Here is a 23,993-nt window from a genome sequence, read left to right on the forward strand (position 1 = left end):
GAGCGGATCCGACCGCCCCGAGCAGCCGCTGAGACTGCCGCGTCAGGGGCACCGGCGCGGCCGGGTCCTGGCGCACGAGGATCCGTCACCAGCGGGGCGGGATGCGCGCGATCGACCGCCCCGATGCGTCGAGCTCGTGCCCGTTGCGCTTGACCGGGCGCAGCACCGTCCAGCGGTCGACGATCTCGACGTCTCCGCCCCACGCCCGCTCGATCGCGGGCAGCGCCGTGAGCGACCGGGCCCGTACGCACGCGAAGAGCGGCGCCGGCCCCACGGCGACCCCGGCGCGATGCACCTCGGGCAGCCGGGCCGCGCGGATCGACGCCGCCTCGGGATCCGCGGAACGCGCCCACAGCACGGCGCCCCGGCGGTAGCCCGCCGCAGGCATCGCGAGGTCGCAGCCGAAGCGCAGGAGCCCGGCCGAGGTCGCGCGATCGACCGCACGCCGCGCCGTCGCCTCCGAGACGCCCAGGCGCGCGCCGAGCACGGCCGACGGCATGCGCGGATCCTCGTCCAGCACGTCGGCGATCTCGGCGACCGTCTGCGGCTTCGGCAGGCGGACCGCCTCGGCGGACGGCCTGCCCCCGGCCTCGCGCGACGGACGCACGACGCGCTGCTGCGCGGCCGAGAGCACGGGCAGCCGCCAGGTGGAGTCCTCCGCCGAGACGCTCGCGGCGACGTCCATCCGCAGCACGGTCGCGCCCGTCTCGAGCGCGCGCACGCGCTCGCCCAGCTGGGGGAGCCCCTCGGACGCGGCGACGAGCAGCAGCAGACCGGCCGAGGTCTCGTCGACGCCCAGCACCCACGGCCGCCGCACGGCCGCCGTGCGCGATTCGTCTGTGATGCCCGGGTGCAGCAGCACGAGCGCGAGATCGGTGGTCGAGGACCAGCGCTCCGCCGTGGGCCAGGCGGTCAGCCAGGCCAGCCCCTCCTCGCGCAGTGCGCTCCAGTGCCGCACCACGGTGGCGGCGTCCACCCCGATCGCCGCGGCGATGCGCGTCCAGGGCGCCCTCGCGTCGACCTGGAGGGCGTGGACGAGGGCGAGGTCGATCTCGTCCAGCCCGCGCGGATCCGTCGTCTCCATGTGACGAAGACTACGCATGAAGAGCGCAGTAATGAAGGTTTCGAGTCAACAGGATCCAGAATCGAGTCGGAATCCTACGCTCACCTCATGAGCTTGACGACGGATCGGATCCTGGCCACCATCGAGGATCTCGTCGCGCTCGCCCCTCGCGCCACGGGAACCCCCGGGGGCGCCGCCGCGGCGGAGTACGTCGAGGGCCGATTCGCCCGCGCGGGCCTTGCGACCGAGGTCCTCGAGGTGCCGTCGTTCGCGTGGCGGGCGACGGAGTGCCGTGTGACGACCGGGGCCGACGGCACGGAGGAGCTCGAAGTGCCGAGCTCGCCGATCCTGCACTCCGCCCTGCCGGCTCATGACTGGACGGGCGAGGCGCGGCACCTCATCGACGCCCCCGTCGTCGACATCGGCGCCGACCGCGTGCGCCGCCACGACGTGCGCGGCGCGATCGTGCTCTTCGACCTCACCTTCGACATGACGCTCGCGCACACCCTGCCGCTCACGCTCTTCCTGCACGACCCCGGCCGACGCGTGCTGCGACGCGACGTGCTGCGCAGCCGCAACCCCTACGTCACCTCGCTCGCCCGCACGATGCGCGACGCGGCGGCGGCAGGCGCCGTCGGCGTCATCGGCGTGCTGCGCGACTACCCCGACTCCCTCGGCTACCACAACGAGTACTACCGGCGGACCCTGTTCCGCCTGCCCGGCGCCTGGGTGACCCGCGCCGGCGGAGCGCGGCTGCGGGCCGCGCTCCGCCTCACGCCACGCGCGACGCTCACCCTCGGCGTCGAGCGCTCCGAGGTCGTCTCCCGCACCGTGATCGGGGTGCTGCCGGGTGCCGACGGCCCGGACGGCGTCGCGCAGGACCACCCCGGCAGCTCCCGCGCGTCGAGGACCGGCACTCCGCGCGGCGACGCCATCATGATCCAGTCGCACCACGACTCGGCGGGCGACGGCGCCGTCGAGGACGCCTCGGGGGCGGCCGAGGTGATCGCCCTCGCCGAGCACTTCACCGCGCTGTCCCGCGCGGGGCGACCGCCCCGCAAGACGCTGCTGTTCACGACCTTCGACACGCACTTCACCGGCTACCAGGCCCATCGCGAGTTCGCCCGCCGGCACGTGCTCGCACCGTATGCCCGCTGGCGGATCGTGCTGAACGCCACGATCGAGCACATCGGCCTGAGGGCCGTGGAGGGATCCGACGGCGGGTTCGAGAACACCGGCGAGACCGAGCCGCGCGGCATCTTCCTCAACGTCAATCCGGCGTTCACGGCGCGCATCGCGGGGCTGATCCGCCGTCATCGGATGCACGCCACCAGCATCCTCGGTGCGGGTCTGCTCGAGTTCTTCGCGAGCGGGATCCCGACCGACGCGTCGTTCACCTTCGTCTCCGGCGTGCCCACCGTCAGCCTCATCTCGGGTCCGCTCTACCTGTACGACGACGCCGACACGATCGATCGCATCGACGTCGCCCAGCTCGAGCCGGTGGCGCGGTTCTTCGCCGACGTCGTGGAGGACGCCGATCGGCACCGCGGCGCACTTCTCGGCACGATGCCCGCGGGCCTGCGCCGGCTGCTGCCCCGGGGACGATGGTGAACGGCGAACGGGCCGAGGGCGGATCCGGACCGGGTGCCGGCGGTCCCGGTCCCGGCTCCGGCATCCGGCACGGGTCGACCCGCATCGTGCGCTTCGACGGGGAGGAGGCACCGGAGACCGGGATCCTGCACCTGCCGCACACCGCTGCTCCGGCCGGGGGCTACCCGGTCGTCGTGTTCGGGCACATGACGACCGGAGGGTCGCCGCGCTCCGCCCCGAGTCTCGGTCACCCCGGCCACCCGGAGTGGCGGCGCATGTCGCAGGGCGACGCGCTGTGCGACCACCTGCTGCGGCGCGGGATCGCCGTGCTGCGACCGGACTACCCCGGAATCGGCGGCCCCGGCGTGCATCCGTACCTGCTCGGCCGTCCCCTCGGCGGTTCGCTGCGCGCGATGGTGCGCGCTCGGCGCACCCTGGACGACCGGCTCGGCGACGACTGGGTCGCCGCGGGGCACTCCGAGGGCGCGGTCGCGGCGCTGTTCGCCGGCACCGCACCGGAGCCGGACGACCGCAGCCGGCTGCGCGGTGTCGCGGCCGTGACCCCGGTGACCCGGATGGACCTCAGCATCCGCTGGTCGCTGGGCATGCCGGGCGCGATGCCCGGATCCGGCGTCGTCTCAGCGCTCATCGGGCTCATGCTGCGCGGGGCGGCCACCGCGGATCCCGCCCTGGCGGCGCTCCTGGAGGGAGAGGGCCTCAGCCCCGCCGCGCGCGCGGCCCGGCGCGACCTCGACCGTCTCTTCCTCACCGAGCTCGCCGCGCGCGACTCGTGGGGCGGCATCCCGCCGGGCCGCATCGGCGGGGCCGACGGATCCGCGCTTTTCGCGCGCCTGTACGCCTCGTTCCGGGAGAACGAGGTCGCCGCGCTCTCGGGTTTCCGCTCCCCCGTGCGGATCGACGCCGCACGGTTCGACGAGGTCGCCCCGGCGCCGCTGAGCGCCCGGCTGCTGCGCGCGTACCGGCGGGCCGGCGTCGACCTCACGGCACGCTGGTGGCCGTCCCACCACTCCGGCACGATGCGTCCGCAGCACGCCCCGCCGCACGTCGCCGCATGGATCGCGGAGCGCTTCCGGGACTGACGCGTCCGGCGAGCAAGCCCCCGAGGTCGTTGAGCGAGCACCGAGCGCAGCGAGGAGCGAGACGAAACGCCGCCACCCGGCGAGGGCACCGCGTTTCGTCTCGGGCGGCTCCGCCGTCCTCGCTCAACGACCCCGAAGGGAACGGGCGGCTCCGCCGTCCTCGCTCAACGACCCCTGGGGGGATCGACGCCACCACGCTCCCCAAGGGGATACCCCGATCACTGAGCAACCCCGTTCCCCCGGGTTCGTTGAGCGAGCACCGAACGCAGCGAGGAGCGAGACGAAACGCGGTCACCCGGCGAGGGCACCGCGTTTCGTCTCGGGCGGCTCCGCCGTCCTCGCTCAACGACCCCTGAGGGAGCGGGCGGCTCCGCCGTCCTCGCTCAACGGCCCCGAAAGAGCCGGCAGCTCAGCCGTGGCGGGCGAGCAGGCGGCGCGCCGCCGCGCTGTGGTCGGCGATGAGCTGGGGCACGTCGAGGCCGACGATCTGCCCGTCGAGCACGCGCCAGGATCCTCCGACCATCACCCGGTCGGCGCGCTCCGCGCCGCACAGCAGCAGGGCCGCGAGCGGGTCGTGGCTGCCCGAGAAGCGCAGCTCGTCGAGGGTGAACATCGCGAGGTCGGCCTGCTTGCCCGGGGCCAGCACGCCGATGTCGCTGCGGCCGAGGGCGCGCGCCGACCCCTGGGTCGCCCAGTTCAGGGCGTGCTCGGGGGTCACCGCGGCGGCGCCGTAGCGCAGGCGCTGCAGGTAGAGGGCCTGGCGCACCTCCATCATCATGTTCGAGCCGTCGTTCGATGCGGATCCGTCGACGCCGAGCCCGACGGGGACGCCCGCGGCCTCGAGCTCGACCGCCCGCGCGATGCCCGAGGCGAGGCGCATGTTCGAGGTCGCGCAGTGCGAGACCGCCGTGCCCGCCGCGCCGAGGCGCGCGATCTCGGCGTCGTCGAAGTGGATCCCGTGCGCGAGCCAGGTGCGATCGCCGAGCCAGCCGACGCTGTCGAGATAGTCGACCGTGCGCAGGCCGAACATCTCCCGGCAGAAGTCCTCCTCATCGATCGTCTCCGCGAGGTGGGTGTGCATGCGCACGTCGAGCCGCTCGGCGAGCGCGGCCGTGTCGCGCATCATGCCGGTGGTCACCGAGAACGGCGAGCACGGGGCGAGTCCGATCTGCACGAAGGCGCCCTCGCCGCGCTCATGGTAGGCGCCGATGAGGCGCTCGCTGTCGGCGAGGATCACGTCGGGATCCTGCACCGTCGACTGCGGCGGCAGTCCGCCGTCCTTCTCCCCGAGCGACATGGATCCGCGGGTCAGGGTCGCGCGCATGCCGAGGCGCTTGACGACGTCGACCTGCACGTCGATGCCGTCCTCGAGCCCGGCGGGGAAGAGGTAGTGGTGGTCGGCCGCGGTGGTGCAGCCGCTGAGCAGCAGCTCGGCGAGCGCCGCGGTGGTCGCGAGCTCGAGATCGCGCGGCGTGAGTCCGGCCCAGACGCCGTAGAGGCCCTTCAGCCAGGGGAACAGCTCGGCGCTGACGACCGGCGTCCAGGCCCGCGTGAGCGTCTGGTAGAAGTGGTGGTGCGTGTTGATGAGGCCGGGGATGATCACGTGGCGCGACGCGTCTACGGTCTCGTCGACGGGCACGGTCGGGGATCCCCCGGCGGGCACGGCTTCGAGGATGCGCGACCCCGAGACGACGAGGCCGCCGCGCGCATCGGCGGCGTCTCCGGTGTGGATGCCGAGCGGGTTCTTCAGCCAGACGGTGCGAGCGGATTCGGACATTGAGCAGACTCCCTGTGAGTGGTGCGGAGCCGGGGCCCGGCCCCGAAGGGGCCAGCTCAGTGTGTGACCTGTCTGCTGATCCAGGTGCGCCTCCGTCGGCGGAGGCACTCAAGATCTATCACGACCCCGACGAAGAGGTCAACAGTTTTTCCAGATGACGGATGAGACTTTCCGTGATGCGAATGCAAGCGCCCCTCACCCCGAGGCGGGACGAGGGGCGCTCACGCACGCAGGGAGCGTCAGTGATCCGAGCGCGTGATGGCGACCTCGTTGCCCTCGCGGTCGACGATCTTGCCGTCGATGATCGAATCGCCGTCTTCGAAGGCGTCCAGGTACGCGACCGGGATGCTGCGCGTCGGCGCCGAGACGAAGGCGTTCTTGCGCTTGGCGCTGCCGAGGTGGTTGCACAGCAGGTTGAGCAGGATCGCGGTGACCGCGGCCGAGCTGATGCCGGAGTGGAAGATCGTCACGAACCAGGCGGGCATCGCGTGGTAGATGTCCGGCTTCGCGATCGGCAGCATGCCCACGGCGAGCGACGTCGCGACGATCACCAGGTTCATGTTGTCCTTGTACTCGACCTTCGCGAGCGTCCGGATGCCCGAGGCCGCGACCGACCCGAACAGCACCAGGCCGGCGCCGCCGAGGACGGGCTGAGGGATGGCGCCGACGACGCGGCCGAGCACGGGCAGCAGACCCAGGATGACGAGCACGCCACCGCCGGCGGTGACCACGAAGCGGCTCTTGACTCCGGTGATGGCGACCAGGCCGACGTTCTGCGCGAAGGCCGACTGCGTGAACGTGCCGAAGATCGGCGAGACCGCGCTGGAGAGCATGTCGGCGCGCAGGCCCGCGGCGATGCGCTTGGAATCGACCTTGGTGCCGACGATGTCGGCCACGGCGAGGATGTCGGCGGTGGTCTCGGTCAGCGTCACCAGGATCACGATGAACATCGAGATGATGGCCGCGATCTCGAAGGTCGGCATGCCGAACCCGAAGATCTGCGGGAGGGCGAAGATCTCCCCCTGCCCCACCTTGCTGAAGTCCGCCTTGCCGAGGAAGACCGCGATGATCGTGCCGAGCACGATCGCGAGCAGGATCGCGAGCCGCGAGATCGCCCCCACCGGGATCTTGCTGAGCACGAGCACGATCACGAGGGTGATCGCCGCCAGCAGCAGGTTCTCCGGCAGCGCGCCGTCCGCCGGGTTCGCGCCGGGGCCGTAGATCCAGCCGGCCGCGACGGGCAGCAGGCTGAGACCGATCGTGGTGATCACCGTTCCCGTCACGACCGGGGGGAAGAACCGGATGATCGTCGCGAAGATCGGGGCGATGAGCAGGCCGATCACCGAGGCGGCGATGACGGATCCGAAGACCGACGGCAGCCCGCCGCCGCTCGTGACGATCGCGCCCATCGTGGCGACACCGGCGAACGAGACGCCCTGCACGAGCGGCAGCTGCGATCCGAAGAACGGGATGCCGACGGTCTGCAGGATCGTGGCGAGTCCGCCCATGAACAGGCACGCGGCGATGAGGACACCGATCTCGGCGGGCTTGAGGCCCGCGATCTGCCCGATGATGAGCGGCGGGGCGATGATGCCGCCGTACATCGTGAGCACGTGCTGGATGCCGTAGCCGATGGTCGCGCCGATCGGCAGTCGTTCGTCCTCGGGGCGGACGAACTCCTTCTTCTGCTTGGTAGTCAATTCGACCTCTTCGTCGTGGGGCAGGCACCGGGTGAGCCGAGCGCCGGCCGGCATGCAGCGCCTGTGCGGCGATACGGTGCGGGCGCTCCGTCCGCCTCGCGATACGGGGCGGACTGCTGTGGGTCCTGGTGCGTCTCCGGCTCTGGAGACTCCCTCAGGCTAGCGGCGGCCCCCTTCGAGAGTCAAGCATTTTTTCCGAATCTCGGATTGTCCTTTCCGCTATGCGGATATTCGGGATTGCTCGTCGTTTCGCGCCCTGCGCAAGAAAGGGGCCCGGATCAGGGAGATCCGGGCCCCTTCGAGCAAAGCGCGAGCGGCGTCAGTCGTCGAGCAGCTCGGCCTCGATGGTGTCGTCCTCGGGCTCGTCGTCCACCGGCTGCGGGGCCGTCGGCCCGTCAATGGTGAGCACGAGGGAGGATCCGTCCGCGGCGACGTCGACCCGCACGAGGTCGCCGTCGTGCACCCGGCCGGACAGCAGCGCCGACGCCAGCCGGTTCTGCACCTCGTTCTGGATGAGACGGCGCAGCGGCCTCGCACCGAACACCGGGTCGTAGCCGCGCTCGGCGAGCCACGCACGCGCGTCCGGCGTGACCGCGAGCGTGAGCCGGCGATCGGCGAGACGGCGCTGCAGCTGGTCGATCGTGAGCTCCACGATCTGCGCCAGGTCGTCCTCGGTGAGCGCGGAGAACATCACGATGTCGTCGAGACGGTTGATGAACTCGGGCTTGAACGCCTGCCGCACGAGCGCCATCACGGCCTCGCGCTTCTCGTCGGACGAGAGCGTGGGGTCGATGAGGATCGGGGATCCGATGTTGCTCGTGAGGATCAGGATGACGTTCGAGAAGTCGACCGTGCGCCCCTGGCCGTCGGTGAGCCGGCCGTCGTCCATGACCTGCAGCAGCACGTCGAACACCTCGGGGTGGGCCTTCTCGACCTCGTCCAGCAGCACGACGCTGTAGGGGCGCCGCCGCACGGCCTCGGTGAGCTGGCCGCCCTGCTCGTAGCCGACGTACCCCGGAGGGGCACCGACGAGTCGCGAGACCGAGTGCTTCTCGCCGTACTCCGACATGTCGATGCGCACCATGGCGTGCTCGTCGTCGAAGAGGAACTCCGCGAGAGCCTTGGCGAGCTCGGTCTTGCCGACGCCCGTGGGACCGACGAAGAGGAACGAGCCCGTGGGGCGCCCCGGATCGCTGATCCCGGCGCGCGAACGCCGCACCGCGTCGGAGACCGCGGTGACGGCCTCCTTCTGCCCGATCAGGCGCCGGCCCAGCTCGCGCTCCAGGTGCAGGAGCTTCTCGCTCTCGCCCTGCAGCAGCCGGCCCACGGGGATCCCCGTCCAGGCCGCGATCACGGCCGCGATGTCCTCGTCGGTGACCTGCTCGTTGACCATGCGGGGCTCGTCGCTCTGCGCGTCCGCCTGCCGCTCGGCATCGGCGAGCTGCGCCTGCAGCTGCTTGATGGTCTCGTACTCGAGCTTCGACGCCTTCACGTAGTCGGCGTCGCGCAGCGCCCGGTCGCGCTCGGTGAACGCCTCGTCGAGACGCTTCTTCAGGTCGCCGACCCGGTTGAGGCCGCCGCGCTCGCGCTCCCAGCGGGCCTCGAGGCCCGCCAGCTCCGCCTCGGACTCGCGCATCTGATCACGCAGCTTCGCGAGACGCTCCTTGGAGGCCGCGTCCTTCTCCTTCTTCAGTGCGAGCTCCTCGAGCCGCATCCGGTCGACCGACCTCTTCAGCTGGTCGATCTCGACCGGACTGGAGTCGATCTCCATCTTGAGCCGGCTCATGGCCTCGTCGATGAGGTCGATGGCCTTGTCCGGCAGCTGGCGGCTGGGCAGGTAGCGGTTCGACAGCGCGGCCGCCGCGACGAGCGCGGAGTCGCTGATCGTGACGCCGTGGTGCGCCTCGTAGCGCCCCTTGAGCCCGCGCAGGATCGCGATCGTGTCCTCGACGGAGGGCTCGCCCACGTACACCTGCTGGAACCGGCGCTCGAGGGCCGCGTCCTTCTCGATGAACTCGCGGTACTCGTTGAGCGTGGTCGCGCCGATGAGGCGCAGCTCGCCGCGGGCGAGCATGGGCTTGAGCATGTTGGAGGCGGCGACGGATCCCTCTCCCCCGCCCGCGCCCATGAGCACGTGCAGCTCGTCGATGAAGGTGATGACCCGGCCGTCGGACTCGGTGATCTCCTTGAGCACGCTCTTCAGGCGCTCCTCGAACTGGCCGCGGTACATGGCCCCGGCCACGAGGGCGGAGATGTCCAGGGAGACGAGCTCCTTGTCCTTGAGCGATTCGGCCACGTCACCGGCGACGATGCGCTGGGCGAGCCCCTCGACGACCGCGGTCTTGCCGACGCCCGGCTCTCCGATGAGCACCGGGTTGTTCTTCGTGCGCCGGGTGAGCACCTGGCTCACGCGACGGATCTCGGAGTCGCGCCCGATCACCGGATCGAGCTTTCCCTGACGTGCGCGGTCGGTCAGGTTGATCCCGAACTGCTCGAGTGCCGACTGCTGTTCTTCCTGCGGTGCCTGCTGCGGGGTGGCCATTCGTCCTCCTGGAGTCTCCTTGCGATGTTGCGGAAGAGCCGGATCCGCCGACTCCTCAAAGTTGAGTTGATAAGACTCAAGTTTAACGGACGGCCCGCTTCAGGGCAAGGCCCGGAAACACAGAGTCGTCCCCCTCAGCACGACCGTGGAGTGGTGCTGAGGGGGACGACTCGGGGTGGTGGAGGGTCAGTCCTCCTCGACCATGCCGCGACGGAGCAGACGCCCGCGCGGGTTCTCGAAGTCGATCGGGGTGCCGTGCAGGTAGGTCTTGCGCACGCGTCCGGCGAGCGCCTTGCCGTTGTACGGGGTGAGCGGGTTCTTGTGGTGCAGCTTGGTCACGTCCACCACATAGGCGTCGTCCGCGGCGAAGATCGAGAAGTCCGCGTCGTAGCCGGGGGCGATGCGCCCCTTGCCCGTGAGGCCCGCGAACTGCGCCGGCTTCTCGCTCATCCATCCCACGACGGTCTCGAGCGACAGGCCCCGCTGACGCGCCTCGGTCCAGATCAGCGACAGGCCGAGCTGCAGCGACGCGACGCCGCCCCAGGCCACGGCGAAGTCGCCGTTCTCCAGATCCTTGAGGTCGAGGGTCGAGGGCGAGTGGTCCGACACGATGAAGTCGATCGTGCCGTCCTCGAGCCCCTGCCAGAGCAGCTCGCGGTTGCCGGCCTCGCGGATCGGCGGGCAGCACTTGAACGCGGTCGCCCCCAGCGGGACCTCCTCCGCGGTGAGCGTGAGGTAGTGCGGGCAGGTCTCGACCGTGAGCCGGATGCCGTCGTGCTTGGCGGAGCGCAGCATCGGCAGTGCGTCCGAGGAGGACAGGTGCAGGATGTGCGCGCGGGCTCCCGTCCAGCGGGCGCGCTCGATGACCTCCGCGATCGCGAGGTTCTCCGCGCCGCGCGGACGCGAGGCGAGGAACTTGGAGTAGTCGTCGCCGTCGGGCTTGGGTGCGCGGTCGATGGCCCGGGAGTCCTCGGCGTGCACGATCATGACCGAGTCGAAGGTCACGAGCTCGCGCATGTCCTCCTCGAGCTCGTCGGGATCCAGCGGCGGGAACTCGTCCACCCCGCTGTGCAGCAGGAAGCACTTGAAGCCGAAGGCCCCGGCATCGTGCAGTCCCCGCAGCTTGTCGATGTTGCCCGGAACGGCACCGCCCCAGAAGCCCACGTCGACGTGCACCTGGTCGCGCGCGACGTCGCGCTTGATGTCCAGCGCTTCGACGTCGATCGTCGGCGGGATGCTGTTCAGGGGCATGTCCAGGATCGTGGTCACACCGCCCGCGGCCGCCGCCTTGGTCGCCGAGGAGAAGCCCTCCCACTCGGTGCGACCCGGCTCGTTGACGTGCACGTGCGTGTCCACCAGACCCGGGATCAGGGTCTCGTCGTCTTGGAGCTCGATGATCTCGTCGCCCGCGAGGTTGTTGCCGAGGGGCTGCATCGCGACGATCACGCCGTGCCGCACCCCCACCTCGCGGGGTCGGATCCCCGAGCTGGTGAGGACCCGCTCGCCGCGGATCACCAGATCATAGTGCTCGCCCGTCGGGTCGAGCGAGGCGTGTTCTTCGGTCTCCTGGGACATGTCCGCGGATTCCCTTCTGCCGGCGACGTCGCCGGCCTTGTGGCGTGGTGGGTGAGGCTGGTTCGATTGTGCTCCGCGTCAGCGGGCCGTCGCCGGGAATCCGGTGATCCGCTTCGGTCGGGGCTGCGCGTAGGTGCGCACCTTGGAGGTGGAAAGGCCCAGGTTCACCAGGCCCTCCGCGACGGCGACCGCGGCCTGGACGCCGTCCACGACCGGGACGCCGCAGAGCTCGACCACGCGGTCCTTGAGCTCGGCCATCCCGCCGCAGCCGAGCACGATGACCTCGGCACGGTCGATCTCGACCGCCTTCTGCGCCTCGGCGGCGATCGCCTCGACCGCGCGCTCCGGATCGGACTCGAGCTCGAGCACGCTCATCCCCGACGAGCGCACCGACGCGCAGCGGTCGTGGAGGCCGCCGAGGATCAGCCGGTCCTCGATGAGCGGCACCGTGCGGTCGAGCGTGGTGACCACCGAGTACGAGCGGCCGAGGAACATGGCGGTCGAGGCCGCCGCCTCGGTGATGTCGACCACCGGCACGGTGAGCAGCTCCTGGAGCCCCTCCCGTCCGTGCTCGCCGTATCCGGCCTGGATGACCGCGTCGTACTCGCCCTCGTAGCGGACGACCTTGTCCATGACCGCGATCGCGGCCAGGTAGCTCTCGAAGTTGCCCTCGCAGCTCTCGGCGCCGAAGTCGGGCGTCAGGCCGATGATCTCCGTGCCCGGCGACGCGGCGGCCCGCGCCGCCTCGGCGATGGCGTCGGTCATCGCCTCGGTGGTGTTGACGTTCGCGATCAGAATGCGCATGTTCGGTGTCCTCGTCGGATCTCAGTGGCCGGCCTTGACGGCGATCGCCGCGCCGTCGACGTCGTGGAAGGGTCCCCTGCGGTCCGCGATGATCGCATAGATGATCGCGGCGGATCCGGCCGCGACGAACCAGGAGAAGTCGCTGACCGAGTGGAAGACCGGCAGGAAGGTGAACAGCAGCGCGATCGCGCCCGAGATCACCAGGGCGATGACCGCACGAGGGTTGAAGCCCTTCGCGTATGCGTACTCGCCGATCGGGGAGTCGGAGTAGAGCTGCGGCACGTTGATGCGCTGCTTCTTGATCAGCCAGTAGTCGACCATGATGATGCCGAACAGCGGGCCGAGCAGCGCGCCGAGGCCGCCGAGGAAGACGCCGATCACGACCGGCGAGTTGTACATGTTCCACGGCGTGATCACGAGGCCGATGACGGCGGAGATGAGCGCCGCGCGGCGGAAGTTCAGGTGCCGCGGGAACAGGTTGTTCAGCGCGTACGTGGGGGCCACGAAGTTGGCCATGAGGTTGACCGCGATGGTCAGCGCGATGAGCGCGAGCGAGGCGAGCACGAGCAGGAACGTGTTCGGGATCGCGGCGACGACCTCGGACGGCGACGTGATGAGACGGCCGTTGATGCTGAAGCTGCCGCCGGTGAGCACGACCACGATCACGCCGAAGAACAGCATGTTGATCGGGATGCCCCAGAAGTTGCCCTTGACGATGGCCCTGCGGGACTTCGCCCCGCGGGTGAAGTCGCAGAAGTTCAGCACGAACGTGCCGTAGATCGAGACCCACAGGGAGGCGGCGCCGAGCATCTTGATCCACACGTCGGAGCCGGTGGCCGTCTCGGTCGGCGCCCAGTTGACCTGGAATCCGGACTGCACGAGCACCCAGACCGCCAGGATCACGAACGTGGCGAGGATGATCGGGCCGGCGAAGGCCTCGTACTTGCGGATCATCTCCATGCCGTAGCTGACGATGACGACCTGGATGATCCACAGCACGATGAACGTGATCCAGCCGAGGGCCGAAAGGCCGAGGAAGGATCCGGACTGCATCGTCTGCAGACCGGGGAAGATCGCGATCAGCACGACCTGCAGCACCTGGGAGGCGAGGTAGGTCTGGATCCCGAACCAGGCGATCGCGACGATTCCGCGCAGCAGCGCCGGGATCTGAGCGCCGTGGATGCCGAACGCGATGCGGCACATGACCGGGAACGGAACACCTGTCTTCTCGCCCATGAAGCCGGACAGGCTCAACAGCAGGAACAGGAACAGTGCGCCGAACCCGAGCGCACCGAGGATCTGGCCGCCGGTCAGGCCGAGCGAGAACAGGCCGATCGCGAACGCGTAGTTGCCGAGGCTGTGCACATCGTTGGCCCAGAGGGTGAAGATGCTGTACGCGCTCCAGTGCCGGCTCTCGCGGTCGGTCGGCGCCAGGTCGCTGTTGTACAGGCGCGGGCTGATGCCCGCCTGCACCGCGAAGACGCTGGACGGCGCCTCGTCGAGGCCCTCGGAGGCCCGACTCGGAACGTGGATGTGGTCGTTGGACGTCATTGTGATTTGAACCCCTCTCGACGGCGACAGTGCCGTCGACACTCGATTTTACAATCCGGAAGACTGATTTCGGATAGAGATACAGTCGCTCTCGGACGCGGAGGTTGCAACATCGTTTGCATAATTTGGACGACTTCCGGTGCGCGGCGCGGTCGACGACCGCCGCTCCGGGATCACGAGGCCGGCTCGGACCCCGGTCGCCGCCGTCCGGTCGACGCGCGCTCGACCAGGTCGAACTCGAGCCGCAGATGCGAGGTGAGCGGCGCGGCGCTGTTCAGCCGGCGCTCCAGCAGCCGCGTCAGCTGCGATGCCCAGACCTGCAGGTTCGCCTTCATCGCCGTGATCGGCACCACGGCGCGCTCGGCGATGACGCTGTCCATCATGTTCGCGACGAGCACGTCGTCGGGCACCCGGAGCCCGCGCGCCTGGACCGCCTCGATCGCCCCCACCGCGAAAACGTCCGACGAGATGAGGAAGGCATCCGGCGGCGTCGGCGTGCGCAGCAGCGACTCCGCCGCCGCGGCACCCCCCTGCTGGCCCCGCACCGGCTCCAGCTCCCTCACCAGCACCGGCAGCCCGCGCGAGCGCATCTCCTGGATGTAGACGCCGGCGATCGACTCCAGGTACGTGTTCTGCGTCGAGCCCACGATCAGCGCCGGGCGGCGAGCGCCGCGCTCCAGCAGGTGCTCGAGCAGGGTGCGCGCGTTGGCGACGTGATCGGCGCTGATCCACCACGCGAACTCCTCGTCGTCCGGATCCCGGTCCAGCGTCACGGTCGGGATGCCCCGCTGCACGAGCGCGCGGAGCACCTCGTCCCCCCGGCGGGGATGCAGCAGCACGAAGGCGTCGAGGCGGCCGACCTGGGCGCCGATGTCGTCGAGTGTGAGGAACGAGGAGACGGAGAAGCCCGCGCCCAGCAGGGCCACGAGCACGGCGCCGGCGACGGACGTGAACGCGTCGGATCCGGATGCGAATCCGGGGATGGCCTCCGGCGGGCGCAGCAGCAGGCCGACGGTGCGCTGGCCGGCGTCGCGCTCCATCACGAAGCCGAGGTCGAACGCGGCCTTGAGCACCGCGGCCTTGGTCGCGGGCGACACCGGACGGTGCCCGCTGAACGCGTGCGAGGCCGTCGTCGGCGAGACACCGGCCAGGGCGGCGACGTCACGCAGACGCGGGCGCTCCGTCATGTGTCCACCTCGTCTTCGAGACCGTTCACCACATCCTCGGGATCGTTCACCGGCCTCCGATCCTACGCGCCGGCGACGACGGGAGCGTCCCCGGGGTCGTTGAGCGAGCGCCGGCGCAGCCGGAGCGAGACGAAACGCGGCGCACTCGCGAGGACGCCGCGTTTCGTCTCGGTCGTCCGACGCGCGTCCTCGCTCACCGCCCCCAGGCGAGAGCACCGGGGCCGGCGGACGCTCAGCGCTGCGGCACGAGCTCGCCGAGCTCGGCGCCGATGCGGCGCCCGACCTCGGTGAGCAGAGCGACCGCCTCGGCCATGCTGCGGGCCGGATCCGGCTCCAGTTCCGCGAGCGCGTAGACCCGCTCGAACCCGGCGGCGCGGGCCGCCTCGGCGCTGAGCGTCGAGCGACCGCACACCGCGATGACCCCGATCCCCGCCGCGCGCGACGCCGCCGCGACCCCGAGCGGCGTCTTGCCGCCGAGACTCTGGTCGTCGAGGCTGCCCTCGCCGGTGATCACGAGATCGGCGCCGACCAGGGCCTCGGCGAGGCCCGTGAGGCGCTGAACGACCTCGACGCCGGGTTCGCGCCGGGCGCCGAGGGCCGCGAGCGCGGCATAGCCGACGCCGCCGGCGCCTCCTGCCCCCGGCAGCTCGGTCGCGGCGCGGATGCCGGGCTGGCGCTCGAGCAGCGCGGAGTAGCGGGCCAGCGCGGCGTCGAGGGCGGCCACGTCGTCCGGGCTCGCGCCCTTCTGCGGGCCGAACACCGCCGGCGCCCCCCGCTCGCCGAGCAGCGGGTTGTCGACGTCGCTCGCCAGCACGATCTCCACATCGGCGAGACGCGGATCCAGGCCAGAGACGTCGGCCTCGGCGATGCGGCTCAGCGCGCCGCCTCCCCCGGGCAGCTCCTGCCCTTCGGCGTCGCGCAGAGAGACGCCGAGCGCCTGGAGCATCCCCGCTCCGCCGTCCGTGTTGGCACTGCCGCCGATGCCGAGCACGATGCTCGTCGCACCGTGATCGAGCGCCGCGGCGATCAGCTCGCCGGTGCCGCGGCTGGTGGCTCCGAGCGCGTCCTTGACGCCGCCCGGAAGCTGGTCCAGTCCGCTTGCGGCCGCCATCTCGATGATCGCCTGCGTGCCGCGCACCCCGAACCGCGCCTGCACCGGCTGCCCCGTGGGGCCGGTCACCGTCGCCGTGACCTCCTCGAACCCGGCGGCGAGGGCCGCGTCGACCGTGCCCTCTCCGCCGTCGGCGACCGGCACCGCGTCGATGGCGACGTCCGGCGCGACGGCGAGGATCCCCTCCGCGAGTGCGGAGGCCACCTGCGGGCCCGTGGCCGAGCCCTTGAACTTGTCCGAGGCGATCAGGATGCGCATGCGTCTACCCTTCCAGTCTTTGAGCGTGCCTGCGCCACGCCAGGGTCGCAGATGACGGGGTCCGCTCCGCGAGACTCCCTCCTCGGGGTGAGACGGCACGTCAGGCGTGGGGTCTCGTGCCGAGAACGGAGTCTCGCGGTCGGGTCGCGCTCAGTCGAGCAGCGCGTAGATGGCCTCGGGGGCGTCGGCGGGCGACGTCGCGAGGTCCTCGAACTCGTTCATGGTGTCGAGGTCGGCGCCCATCGCGATGTTCGTGACGCGCTCGAGGATCACCTCGACGACCACCGGCACCTGGAACTCGTCGCGCAGACGCTGCGCCTCCGCGAAGCCCGCGGCGAGGTCCTCGGGGCGCTCGACGCGCAGCGCCTTGGCGCCCAGGCCCTCGGCCACCTTCACGTGGTCCACGCCGTAGCCGGTGGCGATCGAGGACGAGTCCTGCGGGGTGTTCACGTTGTCGAACGCGAGCGACACCTCGTAGTCCATCTCGAAGCCGCGCTGCGACTGGCGGATGAGGCCCAGGTAGCTGTTGTTCACGACGACGTGGATGTACGGCAGCTTGTGCTGCGCACCGACCGCGAGCTCCTCGATCATGAACTGGAAGTCGTAGTCGCCCGAGAGCGCGACGACCTGCTCGCCCGGCTTGCCGCGCACGACGCCGAGGGCGGCGGGGCCGGTCCAGCCCAGGGGGCCCGCCTGGCCGGCGTTGATCCACTTGCGCGGGCCGTAGACATGCAGCAGCTGCGCCCCGGCGATCTGGGACAGCCCGATCGTGGTGACGAACGTGGTGTCCCTGTCGAACGCCGACAGCATCTCCTGGTACACGCGGTGCGGCTTCATCGGCACGTTGTCGAAGTTGGTCTTGCGCTGCAGGCGCGCCTTGCGGTCGCGGCACTCCTGGGCCCAGCCGTTGTAGTCGGGCAGCTCGGCGACGCGCTCCCGCGCGGCCTCGAGCAGCGCGTCGATGAAGGCGCCCGCATCCGAGACCACACCGTAGTCGGGCGCGAAGACGCGGCCGATCTGCGTGGGCTCGATGTCGACGTGCACGAAGGTGCGGCCCTTGCGGTAGGTGTCGAGGCCGCCCGTGTGACGGTTCGCCCAGCGATTGCCGATGCCCAGCACGAAGTCGGACTCGAGGAAGCTCGCGTTGCCGTAGCGCTGCGACGTCTGGATACCGACCAGGCCCGCGGCGAGCGCGTGGTCGTCGGGCAGCACGCCCCAGCCCATCAGGGTCGGGAAGACCGGCACGCCCAGGGTCTCGGCGAGCTCGACGAGCTTCTCGGAGGCGCCGGAGTTCACGATGCCGCCACCGGCGATGATCGCCGGGTGCTTCGAGGCGACGAGCATGTCGAGCACCTTCTCTGCCTGCGCGCGGGTCGCCGCCGGCTTCGCCACCGGAAGCGGCTCGTAGGTGTCGATGTCGAACTCGATCTCGGTCATCTGCACGTCGAACGGCAGGTCGATGAGCACCGGACCGGGACGGCCGGAGCGCATGATCTGGAACGCGGACTGGAAGACGCCGGGCACCTGCGCACCCTCGAGGACCGTCTTGGCGAACTTCGTGACGGGCTTCGCGATCGACGCGATGTCGACGGCCTGGAAGTCCTCCTTGTCGAGCTTCGCCACCGGAGCCTGGCCGGTGATGCAGAGCATCGGGATGGAGTCGGCGATCGCGGCGTAGAGACCGGTGATCATGTCGGTGCCGGCGGGGCCCGAGGTGCCGAGGCACACGCCGATGCGGCCGTCGCCCGTGCGGCTGTAGCCGTCGGCCATGTGGCTCGCGCCCTCGACGTGGCGGGCCAGGGTGTGCCGGATGCCGCCGTTGGCGCGCATCGCGGAGTAGAGCGGGTTGATGGCGGCACCGGGGAGGCCGAAGGCCTCGTCCGCGCCTTCCTTGATCAGGATCTGGACGATCGCGTCGACTGCGCGCATGCGGGTCATGAGAAGTTCCTTAGGTCTGGTTTGTGGTCGTTGAGCGAGCGAAGCGAGACGAAACGCAGTGCTCTGCCGGAGACGCCGTTTCGTCTTGGTCGCCTTCGGCGTCCTCGCTCAACGACCCCGAAGAATGGGTCAGTTGCCGGAGAGCTCGTTGGTGAGCTTGAACAGGCCGGAGTGGTCCAGCCCGCCGTCGCCGCGGGCGACGAGCGCGTTCACGAGCTGAGCGACGGCGGCGCCGAGCGGGACGGTGACCCCGACCGAGCGCGCAGCCGACGTGACGATGCCCAGATCCTTGTTGTGGAGGGCGAGGCGGAAGCCGGGCGCGAAGTCGCGGTTCAGCATCTTCTGGCCCTTCTGGTCGAGGACCTTGGATCCGGCGAGACCGCCGCCGAGCACGGTGAGCGCCGCGTCGGTGTCGACGCCGAACGCCTCGAGGAAGACGACCGCCTCGGCGAGCGCCTGGATGTTGACCGCGACGATGAGCTGGTTGGCCGCCTTCACGGTCTGCCCGGCGCCGGCGGGGCCGACATGCACGATGGTCTTGCCGATCGCGTTGAGCACCGGCTCGGCCTTCGCGAAGTCCTCGGGGGATCCGCCGACCATGATCGACAGGACGGCATCGATCGCGCCCTGCTCGCCGCCCGACACGGGGGCGTCGACGGCGCCGAAGCCGGCGGCCACGGCCTCCTCGGCGAGCTCCTTGGCGACGTCCGGGCGGATCGACGAGTTGTCGATCCACAGCGCGCCGGCCTTGGCGTTCGCGAACACCCCGTCCGGGCCCTGCACGACGCCGGCCACATCCGGGGAGTCCGGGACCATGGTGATGACGACGTCGGCGTCCTTGACCGCGTCGGCGATGCTGGTGGCGGCGGTGCCGCCCGCGGCGGCGAGCTTGTCGATCGCCTCCTGGCTGCGGTTGAAGCCGGCGACGTCGTAGCCGGCGGCGACGAGGTTCTTCGCCATGGGCAGGCCCATGATGCCGAGGCCGATGAATGCGATGCGGGTCATGTCTTCGCTCCTTCGCGGACGTTCTGGTGAGTTCAGGCCTGAGCGGCCGAGGTGGTGATCCAGGCGAAGGGATCCGCCTGGGTGGCCTTGTACTCGAGGCCGATGACGCCGGCGTAGCCGCCGGCCTGGGCGTCGGCGATCCACTGCTCGAGCGGGAGGTCGCCGGTGCCGGGCTCGCCGCGGCCGGGGGCGTCGGCGATCTGGATGTGACCGAACTCGGCGGCGTGCTCGGCGATCACCGCGGGCACGTCGTCGCCGTTGACGGCGAGGTGGTAGAAGTCGGCGAGCAGGCGGACGTTGTCGACGCCCTCCTCGGCCTTGACCCGGTCGATGATCGCCAGCGCGTCGGCGGCGGTCTTCAGCGGGTAGGTGTCCATGCCGGAGACCGGCTCGAGCAGCACGATGCCGCCGAGCTCGGCGACCGCACGGCCCGCGGCGGCGAGGTTCTTCACGGCCAGGTCGTCCTGCGCCTGCGGCTCGACGCCCTCGAGGCGGTTCCCGTAGAGCGCGTTGAACGCGGTGGTGCCGAGGCGGCGGCCGATCTCGACGACGACGTCGATGTTGGCGGCGAACTCGTCCTCGCGGCCGACCCACGACACCAGGCCGCGGTCGCCGCCCGGCATGTCGCCGGCAAAGAAGTTCAGTCCCGTCAGCTGCACGCCCGCGTCCTGGATGGCGGCGACGAACGCGTCGACCTCCTCCGGCGCGGGAACGGCGACGGAGAACGGCCACCAGTACTCCACGGCGTCGAAGCCGGCGGCCTTCGCGGCGGCCGGGCGCTCGAGGATCGGCAGCTCGGTCAGAAGGATGGAGGCGTTGACGGTGTAGGTCATGGGATCGTCCTTGATTCAGTGATGATGCGAGATCTAATTCCGAATTATGGAAAGAAAATCTTGATTGATGAAAGTTTAGGCCGAGGCACTCGGAGTTGTCAACGGGTCCTCCCCCACGGGGTCGTTGAGCGAGGACGCCGCAGGCGACCGACACGAGACGCGACGCCCTCGCGCGGGTGCGGCGTTCCGTCTCGCTCCGCTCGCTCGACGGCCCCGGACGGAGGCGGCCCGGACGACGAACGCCGCCCCCTGGAGGGAGCGGCGTTCGCGCGGGCCTTCGACGGGCTCGGGGACCGTCGTCAGGTCAGGCGGATCTGGCGGTTCATGTCCTTGTAGAGCAGGTAGCGGAAGTCCTCCGGACCGCCGGCGTAGCAGGCCTGCGGGCAGAACGCGCGCAGCAGCATGTAGTCGCCGGCCTCGCACTCCACCCAGTCGTCGTTGAGGCGGTAGACGGCCTTGCCCTGCAGCACGAACAGGCCGTGCTCCATGATGTGCGTCTCGGCGAACGGGATGGATCCGCCCGGCTTGAAGGTCACGATGTTGACCTGCATGTCGTGCGCCATGTCGCTCGCGTCCGAGAAGCGCGTGGTCGACCACACGTCGTCGGTGTCGGGCATCGAGACCGGCTCGATGTCGTTGTCGCTCGTGACGAACGACGCGGGCGCATCGATCCCGTCGAGGTACTCGTAGGCCTTGCGGATCCAGTGGAAGCTGGTCGGCTCGGAACCCTCGTTCGCGAGCGACCACTGCGCGTTCGGGGTGATGAACGCATAGCCGCCGGCCTCGAGCACGTGCCGCTCGCCCTCGAGAGTGAGGGTGAGCTCGCCGGTCGTGACGAACAGCACGCTCTCCACGCCGGCCTCGGGCTCGGGCTTGGCGGCGCCGCCGCCCGGCGCGATCTCGACGATGAGCTGCGAGAACGTCTGCGCCGAGCTCGGCGTGGGCCGGGCGAGGATCCAGGCGCGGGTGTCGGTGAAGCCGGGCAGGCTCGAGGTGACGATGTCGCGCAGCACGCCCTTCGGGATGAACGAGTAGGCGAGCTTGACGACCGCGCGGTCGGTGAGCAGGTCGGACTGCGGGGGCAGGCCGCCGGCCGGGGTGTAGTAGGTGCGGGTGCTCAAGAGACGGCCTCCTTGGTCGTGAGCTTCGGATGGGCGAGGCGGACGAGCGCCTCCGGCTCGGAGCCGGTCGCCGCGCGGACCTCCTCGGCTGTGAGCGCGCCGCACTCGAGGCCGCGCACGACGAACCGCGCGAGGGCCCGGGCCGTCGCCGGCTCGTCCATGATCGTGGCGTCGCTGCCGTGCAGGTAGTTGTCCAGGCGCTTGGCGGCCGCGACGAACCCCTCGCGGTAGAACGCGTAGGTCGCGAGGTACCGGGTCGGCAGCTGCGCGGCGTGCAGGTCCCAGCCCTGGTAGTAGCCGCGCTCGAGCGAGCGCCGCACCAGGCGCGCGTGCAGCTTCCATGCCTCGATGACGTGCTCCGGATCACCGACGGGGATCACGTTGGTGGATCCGTCGGAGATCCGCACGCCGGTCTCGGCGACGGCGACCTGCATCACCTGCTTGGCGAAGTCGGCCGCCGGGTGCTCCATCGACTGGTAGGCGGCCGCGATCTGCAGCGAGGCGCTGTAGTCGTAGGTGCCGTAGTGCAGGGCGGAGACCCGGCCGTCGGCGCGGTGCAGGAGCGTGGCGACGGGGACGGATCCGTCGGCCGCGACGATGAGCTGCGGCGTCTCCATCTGCACCTCGAAGCGCAGCCGTCCCGCCGGCAGCCCGAGACGCTGCTCGAACAGCTCGCAGAGCGCGACCATGGCCTCGACCTGCTCGACCGTGGTGACCTTCGGCAGCGTCAGCACGAGCCCGTCCGGGAGTCCGCCGGTGCGGACCAGCGTCGTCAGGAACAGGTCGAGCGTGCGGATCCCGCGCCGGCGCGTGGGCGCCTCGAAGCACTTGAACCGGATGCCGATGAACGGCGGGGCGACGCCGGCCGCGACGGCGGCGGACACCCGTTCGGCGGCGAGGACCGCATCCGCGTCCTCCTCGTCGTCGGGGCGGGCGCCGTAGCCGTCCTCGAAGTCGAGACGGAGGTCCTCGATCGGCTCGCGCTGCAGCTTGGCGTCCACGAGCGGGGCCAGCTCGTCGGCGAGCGCGCCGAGTCCCACGGCCTGCGCGAGGGCGACCGCGCCGCCGAAGTCGGCGACGGCCTGCGCCGCGACCTGCCCGAAGGCGGCCGGCAGCTCGGGCCGGTACCGGTCGGCGGGCACGTACAGCGTGTGCACGGGCTGACGGGATCCGTCGTCACCGGGGTACTCGGTCGCCAGCAGCGTGTCGGTGCCGGAGAGGCGGGCGTCGACGTCGGCGAGATCGCCCTCGCCGAGGGTGCCTGCGGACATACCCGTCACTCCTTCGACGACTCGACGACGCGCACGATCGCCTCGGCGACGGCGCCGGCCACGAGCGGGTCGAAGACGCTCGGGATGATGAAGCTCGCGTTGAGCTCGTCATCGCCGATGCGCTCGGCGATGGCGCCCGCGGCTGCGACCAGCATAGGCGGCGTGATGTCCGACACGCCGGCGTCGAGCAGGCCGCGGAAGAAGCCGGGGAACGCGAGGACGTTGTTGATCTGGTTGGGGAAGTCGCTGCGGCCCGTGGCCACGACCGCGGCGTGCTTGGAGGCGACGATCGGGTCGACCTCGGGCGTCGGGTTCGCCATCGCGAACACGATCGCGTCGTCGGCCATGGCCGCGATGTCGGCCTCGTCCAGGATGTTCGGGGCGCTCACGCCGATGAACACGTCGGCGTCGACCACGGCCTCCTTGAGCGTGCCGCGGAAGTCGCGCGGGTTGGTGGTCGCGGCGAGCTCCTTGCGGTGCGCGTCGGCGTACTCCTCGCCGCGGTGGATCGCGCCGTTGCGGCCGCAGGCGACGATGTCGACGGCCCCCTCGGCGAGCAGCAGCTGCACGATCGCGTTGCCCGCGGCCCCGACGCCGGAGACCACGATCCGCACCTCGCCGATCGTCTTGCCGACGACCTTGAGCGCGTTGCGGAGGGCGGCCAGGGTGACGATCGCGGTGCCGTGCTGGTCGTCGTGGAAGACCGGGATGTCGAGCTCGTCGCGCAGGCGCGCCTCGATCTCGAAGCAGCGGGGGGCGGCGATGTCCTCGAGGTTCACGCCGCCGTAGACCGGGGCGATCGCCTTCACGATCTTGATGATCTCCTCGGTGTCCTTGGTGTCCAGGCAGACCGGCCAGGCGTCGACGTTGGCGAACTGCTTGAACAGGGCGGCCTTGCCCTCCATGACCGGCAGCGCGGCCTCCGGGCCGATGTCGCCGAGGCCGAGCACGGCGGTGCCGTCGGTGACCACGGCGATCGTGTTGCGCTTGACGGTGAGGTTGCGGGCCTTGCTCTTGTCCTCGGCGATCGCCATGCAGACGCGGGCGACACCCGGCGTGTAGGCGCGGGACAGGTCGTCACGGTTGCGCAGCGGCACGCTGGGCACGACCTCGAGCTTGCCGCCGAGGTGCATCAGGAAGGTGCGGTCGCTGACCTGGCGGACGGTGACGTCGTCGAGCGCGTCGATCGCGTCGCGCACCTGCTCGGCGTGCTCCTCGCCGGTCGTGTTGCACGTGAGGTCGACGACGATCGTGGTCGGGTGCGACTCGACGACGTCGAGCGCGGTGACGACAGCGCCCGCGTCCGCGGCCGCGGCGGCGAGCTCGCTCGTGACAGTGAAGTTGGACGGCGCGTCGATGCGCAGCGTGATCGAATTGCCGGGACCCGGGTTCGCCATGATTCCTCCTCATCGAGACGTCCGGGCAGAGGGCTCGGGCGCCGGTTACGGTGATGAAACTCTTTACAACTTTCGTATTGTGGACACTATTATCTCCATCGTGGAAGTTTTGCGCAAGGTGCGTTACGAACGCACTCGGATTTCCGGCGCGCGACTCTCGCATGATGGAA

Annotated in this window: 18 protein-coding genes; 2 read left to right on the forward strand and 16 right to left on the reverse strand. The window is 70.6% G+C overall.

Annotated features, from left to right (window positions below):
• Positions 1-85 precede the first annotated feature (85 nt).
• Positions 86-1,084, reverse strand: coding sequence for an AsnC family transcriptional regulator (locus WFJ17_RS01440; protein WP_336647463.1), 999 nt, complete (start codon positions 1,082-1,084; stop codon positions 86-88).
• Positions 1,085-1,171: 87 nt separating this feature from the next.
• On the opposite strand from WFJ17_RS01440, the gene WFJ17_RS01445 reads away from it, so the two are divergent.
• Together WFJ17_RS01445 and WFJ17_RS01450 are read left to right on the forward strand one after the other, a co-directional pair.
• Complete coding sequence (locus WFJ17_RS01445; RefSeq protein ID WP_336647464.1) at positions 1,172-2,674, forward strand: hypothetical protein; 1,503 nt, start codon at positions 1,172-1,174, stop codon at positions 2,672-2,674.
• Complete coding sequence (locus tag WFJ17_RS01450; RefSeq protein WP_336647465.1) at positions 2,671-3,753, forward strand: alpha/beta hydrolase family protein; 1,083 nt, start codon at positions 2,671-2,673, stop codon at positions 3,751-3,753. The genes WFJ17_RS01445 and WFJ17_RS01450 overlap by 4 nt, the downstream gene beginning before the upstream one ends.
• Before the next feature lie 409 nt (positions 3,754-4,162).
• Here WFJ17_RS01450 and WFJ17_RS01455 read toward each other — a convergent pair whose 3' ends face one another.
• From WFJ17_RS01455 to WFJ17_RS01525, 15 genes are all read right to left on the reverse strand, one after another.
• Positions 4,163-5,530 carry an 8-oxoguanine deaminase gene (locus tag WFJ17_RS01455; protein ID WP_251443002.1) on the reverse strand — a complete coding sequence of 456 codons (1,368 nt, stop codon included), beginning with the start codon at positions 5,528-5,530 and terminating at the stop codon, positions 4,163-4,165.
• A gap of 239 nt (positions 5,531-5,769) precedes the next feature.
• Positions 5,770-7,284, reverse strand: a complete 1,515-nt coding sequence (locus WFJ17_RS01460) for a nucleobase:cation symporter-2 family protein (protein WP_442927956.1) — start codon at positions 7,282-7,284, stop codon at positions 5,770-5,772.
• Between the two features lie 265 nt (positions 7,285-7,549).
• Positions 7,550-9,772 (reverse strand): ATP-dependent Clp protease ATP-binding subunit, encoded by a 2,223-nt coding sequence (locus tag WFJ17_RS01465; RefSeq protein WP_336647467.1) that lies wholly within the window; start codon positions 9,770-9,772, stop codon positions 7,550-7,552.
• A gap of 186 nt (positions 9,773-9,958) precedes the next feature.
• Positions 9,959-11,347 (reverse strand): allantoinase AllB, encoded by a 1,389-nt coding sequence (allB, locus tag WFJ17_RS01470; RefSeq protein ID WP_292883091.1) that lies wholly within the window; start codon positions 11,345-11,347, stop codon positions 9,959-9,961.
• Positions 11,348-11,425: 78 nt separating this feature from the next.
• Positions 11,426-12,151 (reverse strand): aspartate/glutamate racemase family protein, encoded by a 726-nt coding sequence (locus WFJ17_RS01475; protein ID WP_251443021.1) that lies wholly within the window; start codon positions 12,149-12,151, stop codon positions 11,426-11,428.
• Between the two features lie 21 nt (positions 12,152-12,172).
• The gene (locus tag WFJ17_RS01480; RefSeq protein ID WP_336647468.1) at positions 12,173-13,702 is read right to left on the reverse strand and encodes an NCS1 family nucleobase:cation symporter-1; all 1,530 of its coding nucleotides are present in this window, start codon (positions 13,700-13,702) and stop codon (positions 12,173-12,175) included.
• A gap of 173 nt (positions 13,703-13,875) precedes the next feature.
• The gene (locus WFJ17_RS01485; protein ID WP_336647469.1) at positions 13,876-14,889 is read right to left on the reverse strand and encodes a LacI family DNA-binding transcriptional regulator; all 1,014 of its coding nucleotides are present in this window, start codon (positions 14,887-14,889) and stop codon (positions 13,876-13,878) included.
• Between the two features lie 62 nt (positions 14,890-14,951).
• Positions 14,952-15,086: a hypothetical protein gene (locus tag WFJ17_RS01490; RefSeq protein ID WP_285814167.1), complete on the reverse strand. Its 135-nt coding sequence runs from the start codon at positions 15,084-15,086 to the stop codon at positions 14,952-14,954.
• Between the two features lie 35 nt (positions 15,087-15,121).
• Positions 15,122-16,258 (reverse strand): glycerate kinase, encoded by a 1,137-nt coding sequence (locus tag WFJ17_RS01495; RefSeq protein WP_292883079.1) that lies wholly within the window; start codon positions 16,256-16,258, stop codon positions 15,122-15,124.
• A gap of 150 nt (positions 16,259-16,408) precedes the next feature.
• A complete protein-coding gene (gene gcl, locus WFJ17_RS01500) occupies positions 16,409-18,196 on the reverse strand; it encodes a glyoxylate carboligase (RefSeq protein WP_251443030.1) in 1,788 nt (595 codons plus the stop codon).
• Between the two features lie 129 nt (positions 18,197-18,325).
• A complete protein-coding gene (locus WFJ17_RS01505; protein ID WP_251443033.1) occupies positions 18,326-19,201 on the reverse strand; it encodes a 2-hydroxy-3-oxopropionate reductase in 876 nt (291 codons plus the stop codon).
• A gap of 32 nt (positions 19,202-19,233) precedes the next feature.
• A complete protein-coding gene (locus WFJ17_RS01510; protein WP_292883072.1) occupies positions 19,234-20,034 on the reverse strand; it encodes a hydroxypyruvate isomerase family protein in 801 nt (266 codons plus the stop codon).
• Between the two features lie 299 nt (positions 20,035-20,333).
• Positions 20,334-21,155 carry a bifunctional allantoicase/(S)-ureidoglycine aminohydrolase gene (locus WFJ17_RS01515; protein ID WP_336647470.1) on the reverse strand — a complete coding sequence of 274 codons (822 nt, stop codon included), beginning with the start codon at positions 21,153-21,155 and terminating at the stop codon, positions 20,334-20,336.
• Positions 21,152-22,426: a DUF6986 family protein gene (locus tag WFJ17_RS01520; RefSeq protein WP_336647471.1), complete on the reverse strand. Its 1,275-nt coding sequence runs from the start codon at positions 22,424-22,426 to the stop codon at positions 21,152-21,154. The genes WFJ17_RS01515 and WFJ17_RS01520 overlap by 4 nt, the downstream gene beginning before the upstream one ends.
• A 5-nt stretch (positions 22,427-22,431) precedes the next feature.
• A complete protein-coding gene (locus tag WFJ17_RS01525) occupies positions 22,432-23,823 on the reverse strand; it encodes an NAD-dependent malic enzyme (protein ID WP_251443041.1) in 1,392 nt (463 codons plus the stop codon).
• Between the last annotated feature and the right edge of the window lie 170 nt (positions 23,824-23,993).

This window comes from Microbacterium sp. MMO-10, assembly GCF_037148715.1.
GTDB lineage: Bacteria > Actinomycetota > Actinomycetes > Actinomycetales > Microbacteriaceae > Microbacterium.

What these genes read in the sequence shown, in the direction of transcription:
- WFJ17_RS01445 (WP_336647464.1), top strand. Translation starts at nt 1,172, where the DNA reads ATGAGCTTGACGACGGATCGGATCCTGGCCACCATCGAGGATCTCGTC.
- WFJ17_RS01455 (WP_251443002.1), bottom strand. Translation starts at nt 5,530, where the DNA reads ATGTCCGAATCCGCTCGCACCGTCTGGCTGAAGAACCCGCTCGGCATC.
- WFJ17_RS01495 (WP_292883079.1), bottom strand. Translation starts at nt 16,258, where the DNA reads ATGCGCATCCTGATCGCCTCGGACAAGTTCAAGGGCTCGGCCACGGGC.
- allB (WP_292883091.1), bottom strand. Translation starts at nt 11,347, where the DNA reads ATGTCCCAGGAGACCGAAGAACACGCCTCGCTCGACCCGACGGGCGAG.
- WFJ17_RS01440 (WP_336647463.1), bottom strand. Translation starts at nt 1,084, where the DNA reads ATGGAGACGACGGATCCGCGCGGGCTGGACGAGATCGACCTCGCCCTC.
- WFJ17_RS01485 (WP_336647469.1), bottom strand. Translation starts at nt 14,889, where the DNA reads ATGACGGAGCGCCCGCGTCTGCGTGACGTCGCCGCCCTGGCCGGTGTC.
- WFJ17_RS01525 (WP_251443041.1), bottom strand. Translation starts at nt 23,823, where the DNA reads ATGGCGAACCCGGGTCCCGGCAATTCGATCACGCTGCGCATCGACGCG.
- gcl (WP_251443030.1), bottom strand. Translation starts at nt 18,196, where the DNA reads ATGACCCGCATGCGCGCAGTCGACGCGATCGTCCAGATCCTGATCAAG.
- WFJ17_RS01505 (WP_251443033.1), bottom strand. Translation starts at nt 19,201, where the DNA reads ATGACCCGCATCGCATTCATCGGCCTCGGCATCATGGGCCTGCCCATG.
- WFJ17_RS01460 (WP_442927956.1), bottom strand. Translation starts at nt 7,284, where the DNA reads ATGCCGGCCGGCGCTCGGCTCACCCGGTGCCTGCCCCACGACGAAGAG.
- WFJ17_RS01480 (WP_336647468.1), bottom strand. Translation starts at nt 13,702, where the DNA reads ATGACGTCCAACGACCACATCCACGTTCCGAGTCGGGCCTCCGAGGGC.
- WFJ17_RS01475 (WP_251443021.1), bottom strand. Translation starts at nt 12,151, where the DNA reads ATGCGCATTCTGATCGCGAACGTCAACACCACCGAGGCGATGACCGAC.
- WFJ17_RS01520 (WP_336647471.1), bottom strand. Translation starts at nt 22,426, where the DNA reads ATGTCCGCAGGCACCCTCGGCGAGGGCGATCTCGCCGACGTCGACGCC.
- WFJ17_RS01510 (WP_292883072.1), bottom strand. Translation starts at nt 20,034, where the DNA reads ATGACCTACACCGTCAACGCCTCCATCCTTCTGACCGAGCTGCCGATC.
- WFJ17_RS01465 (WP_336647467.1), bottom strand. Translation starts at nt 9,772, where the DNA reads ATGGCCACCCCGCAGCAGGCACCGCAGGAAGAACAGCAGTCGGCACTC.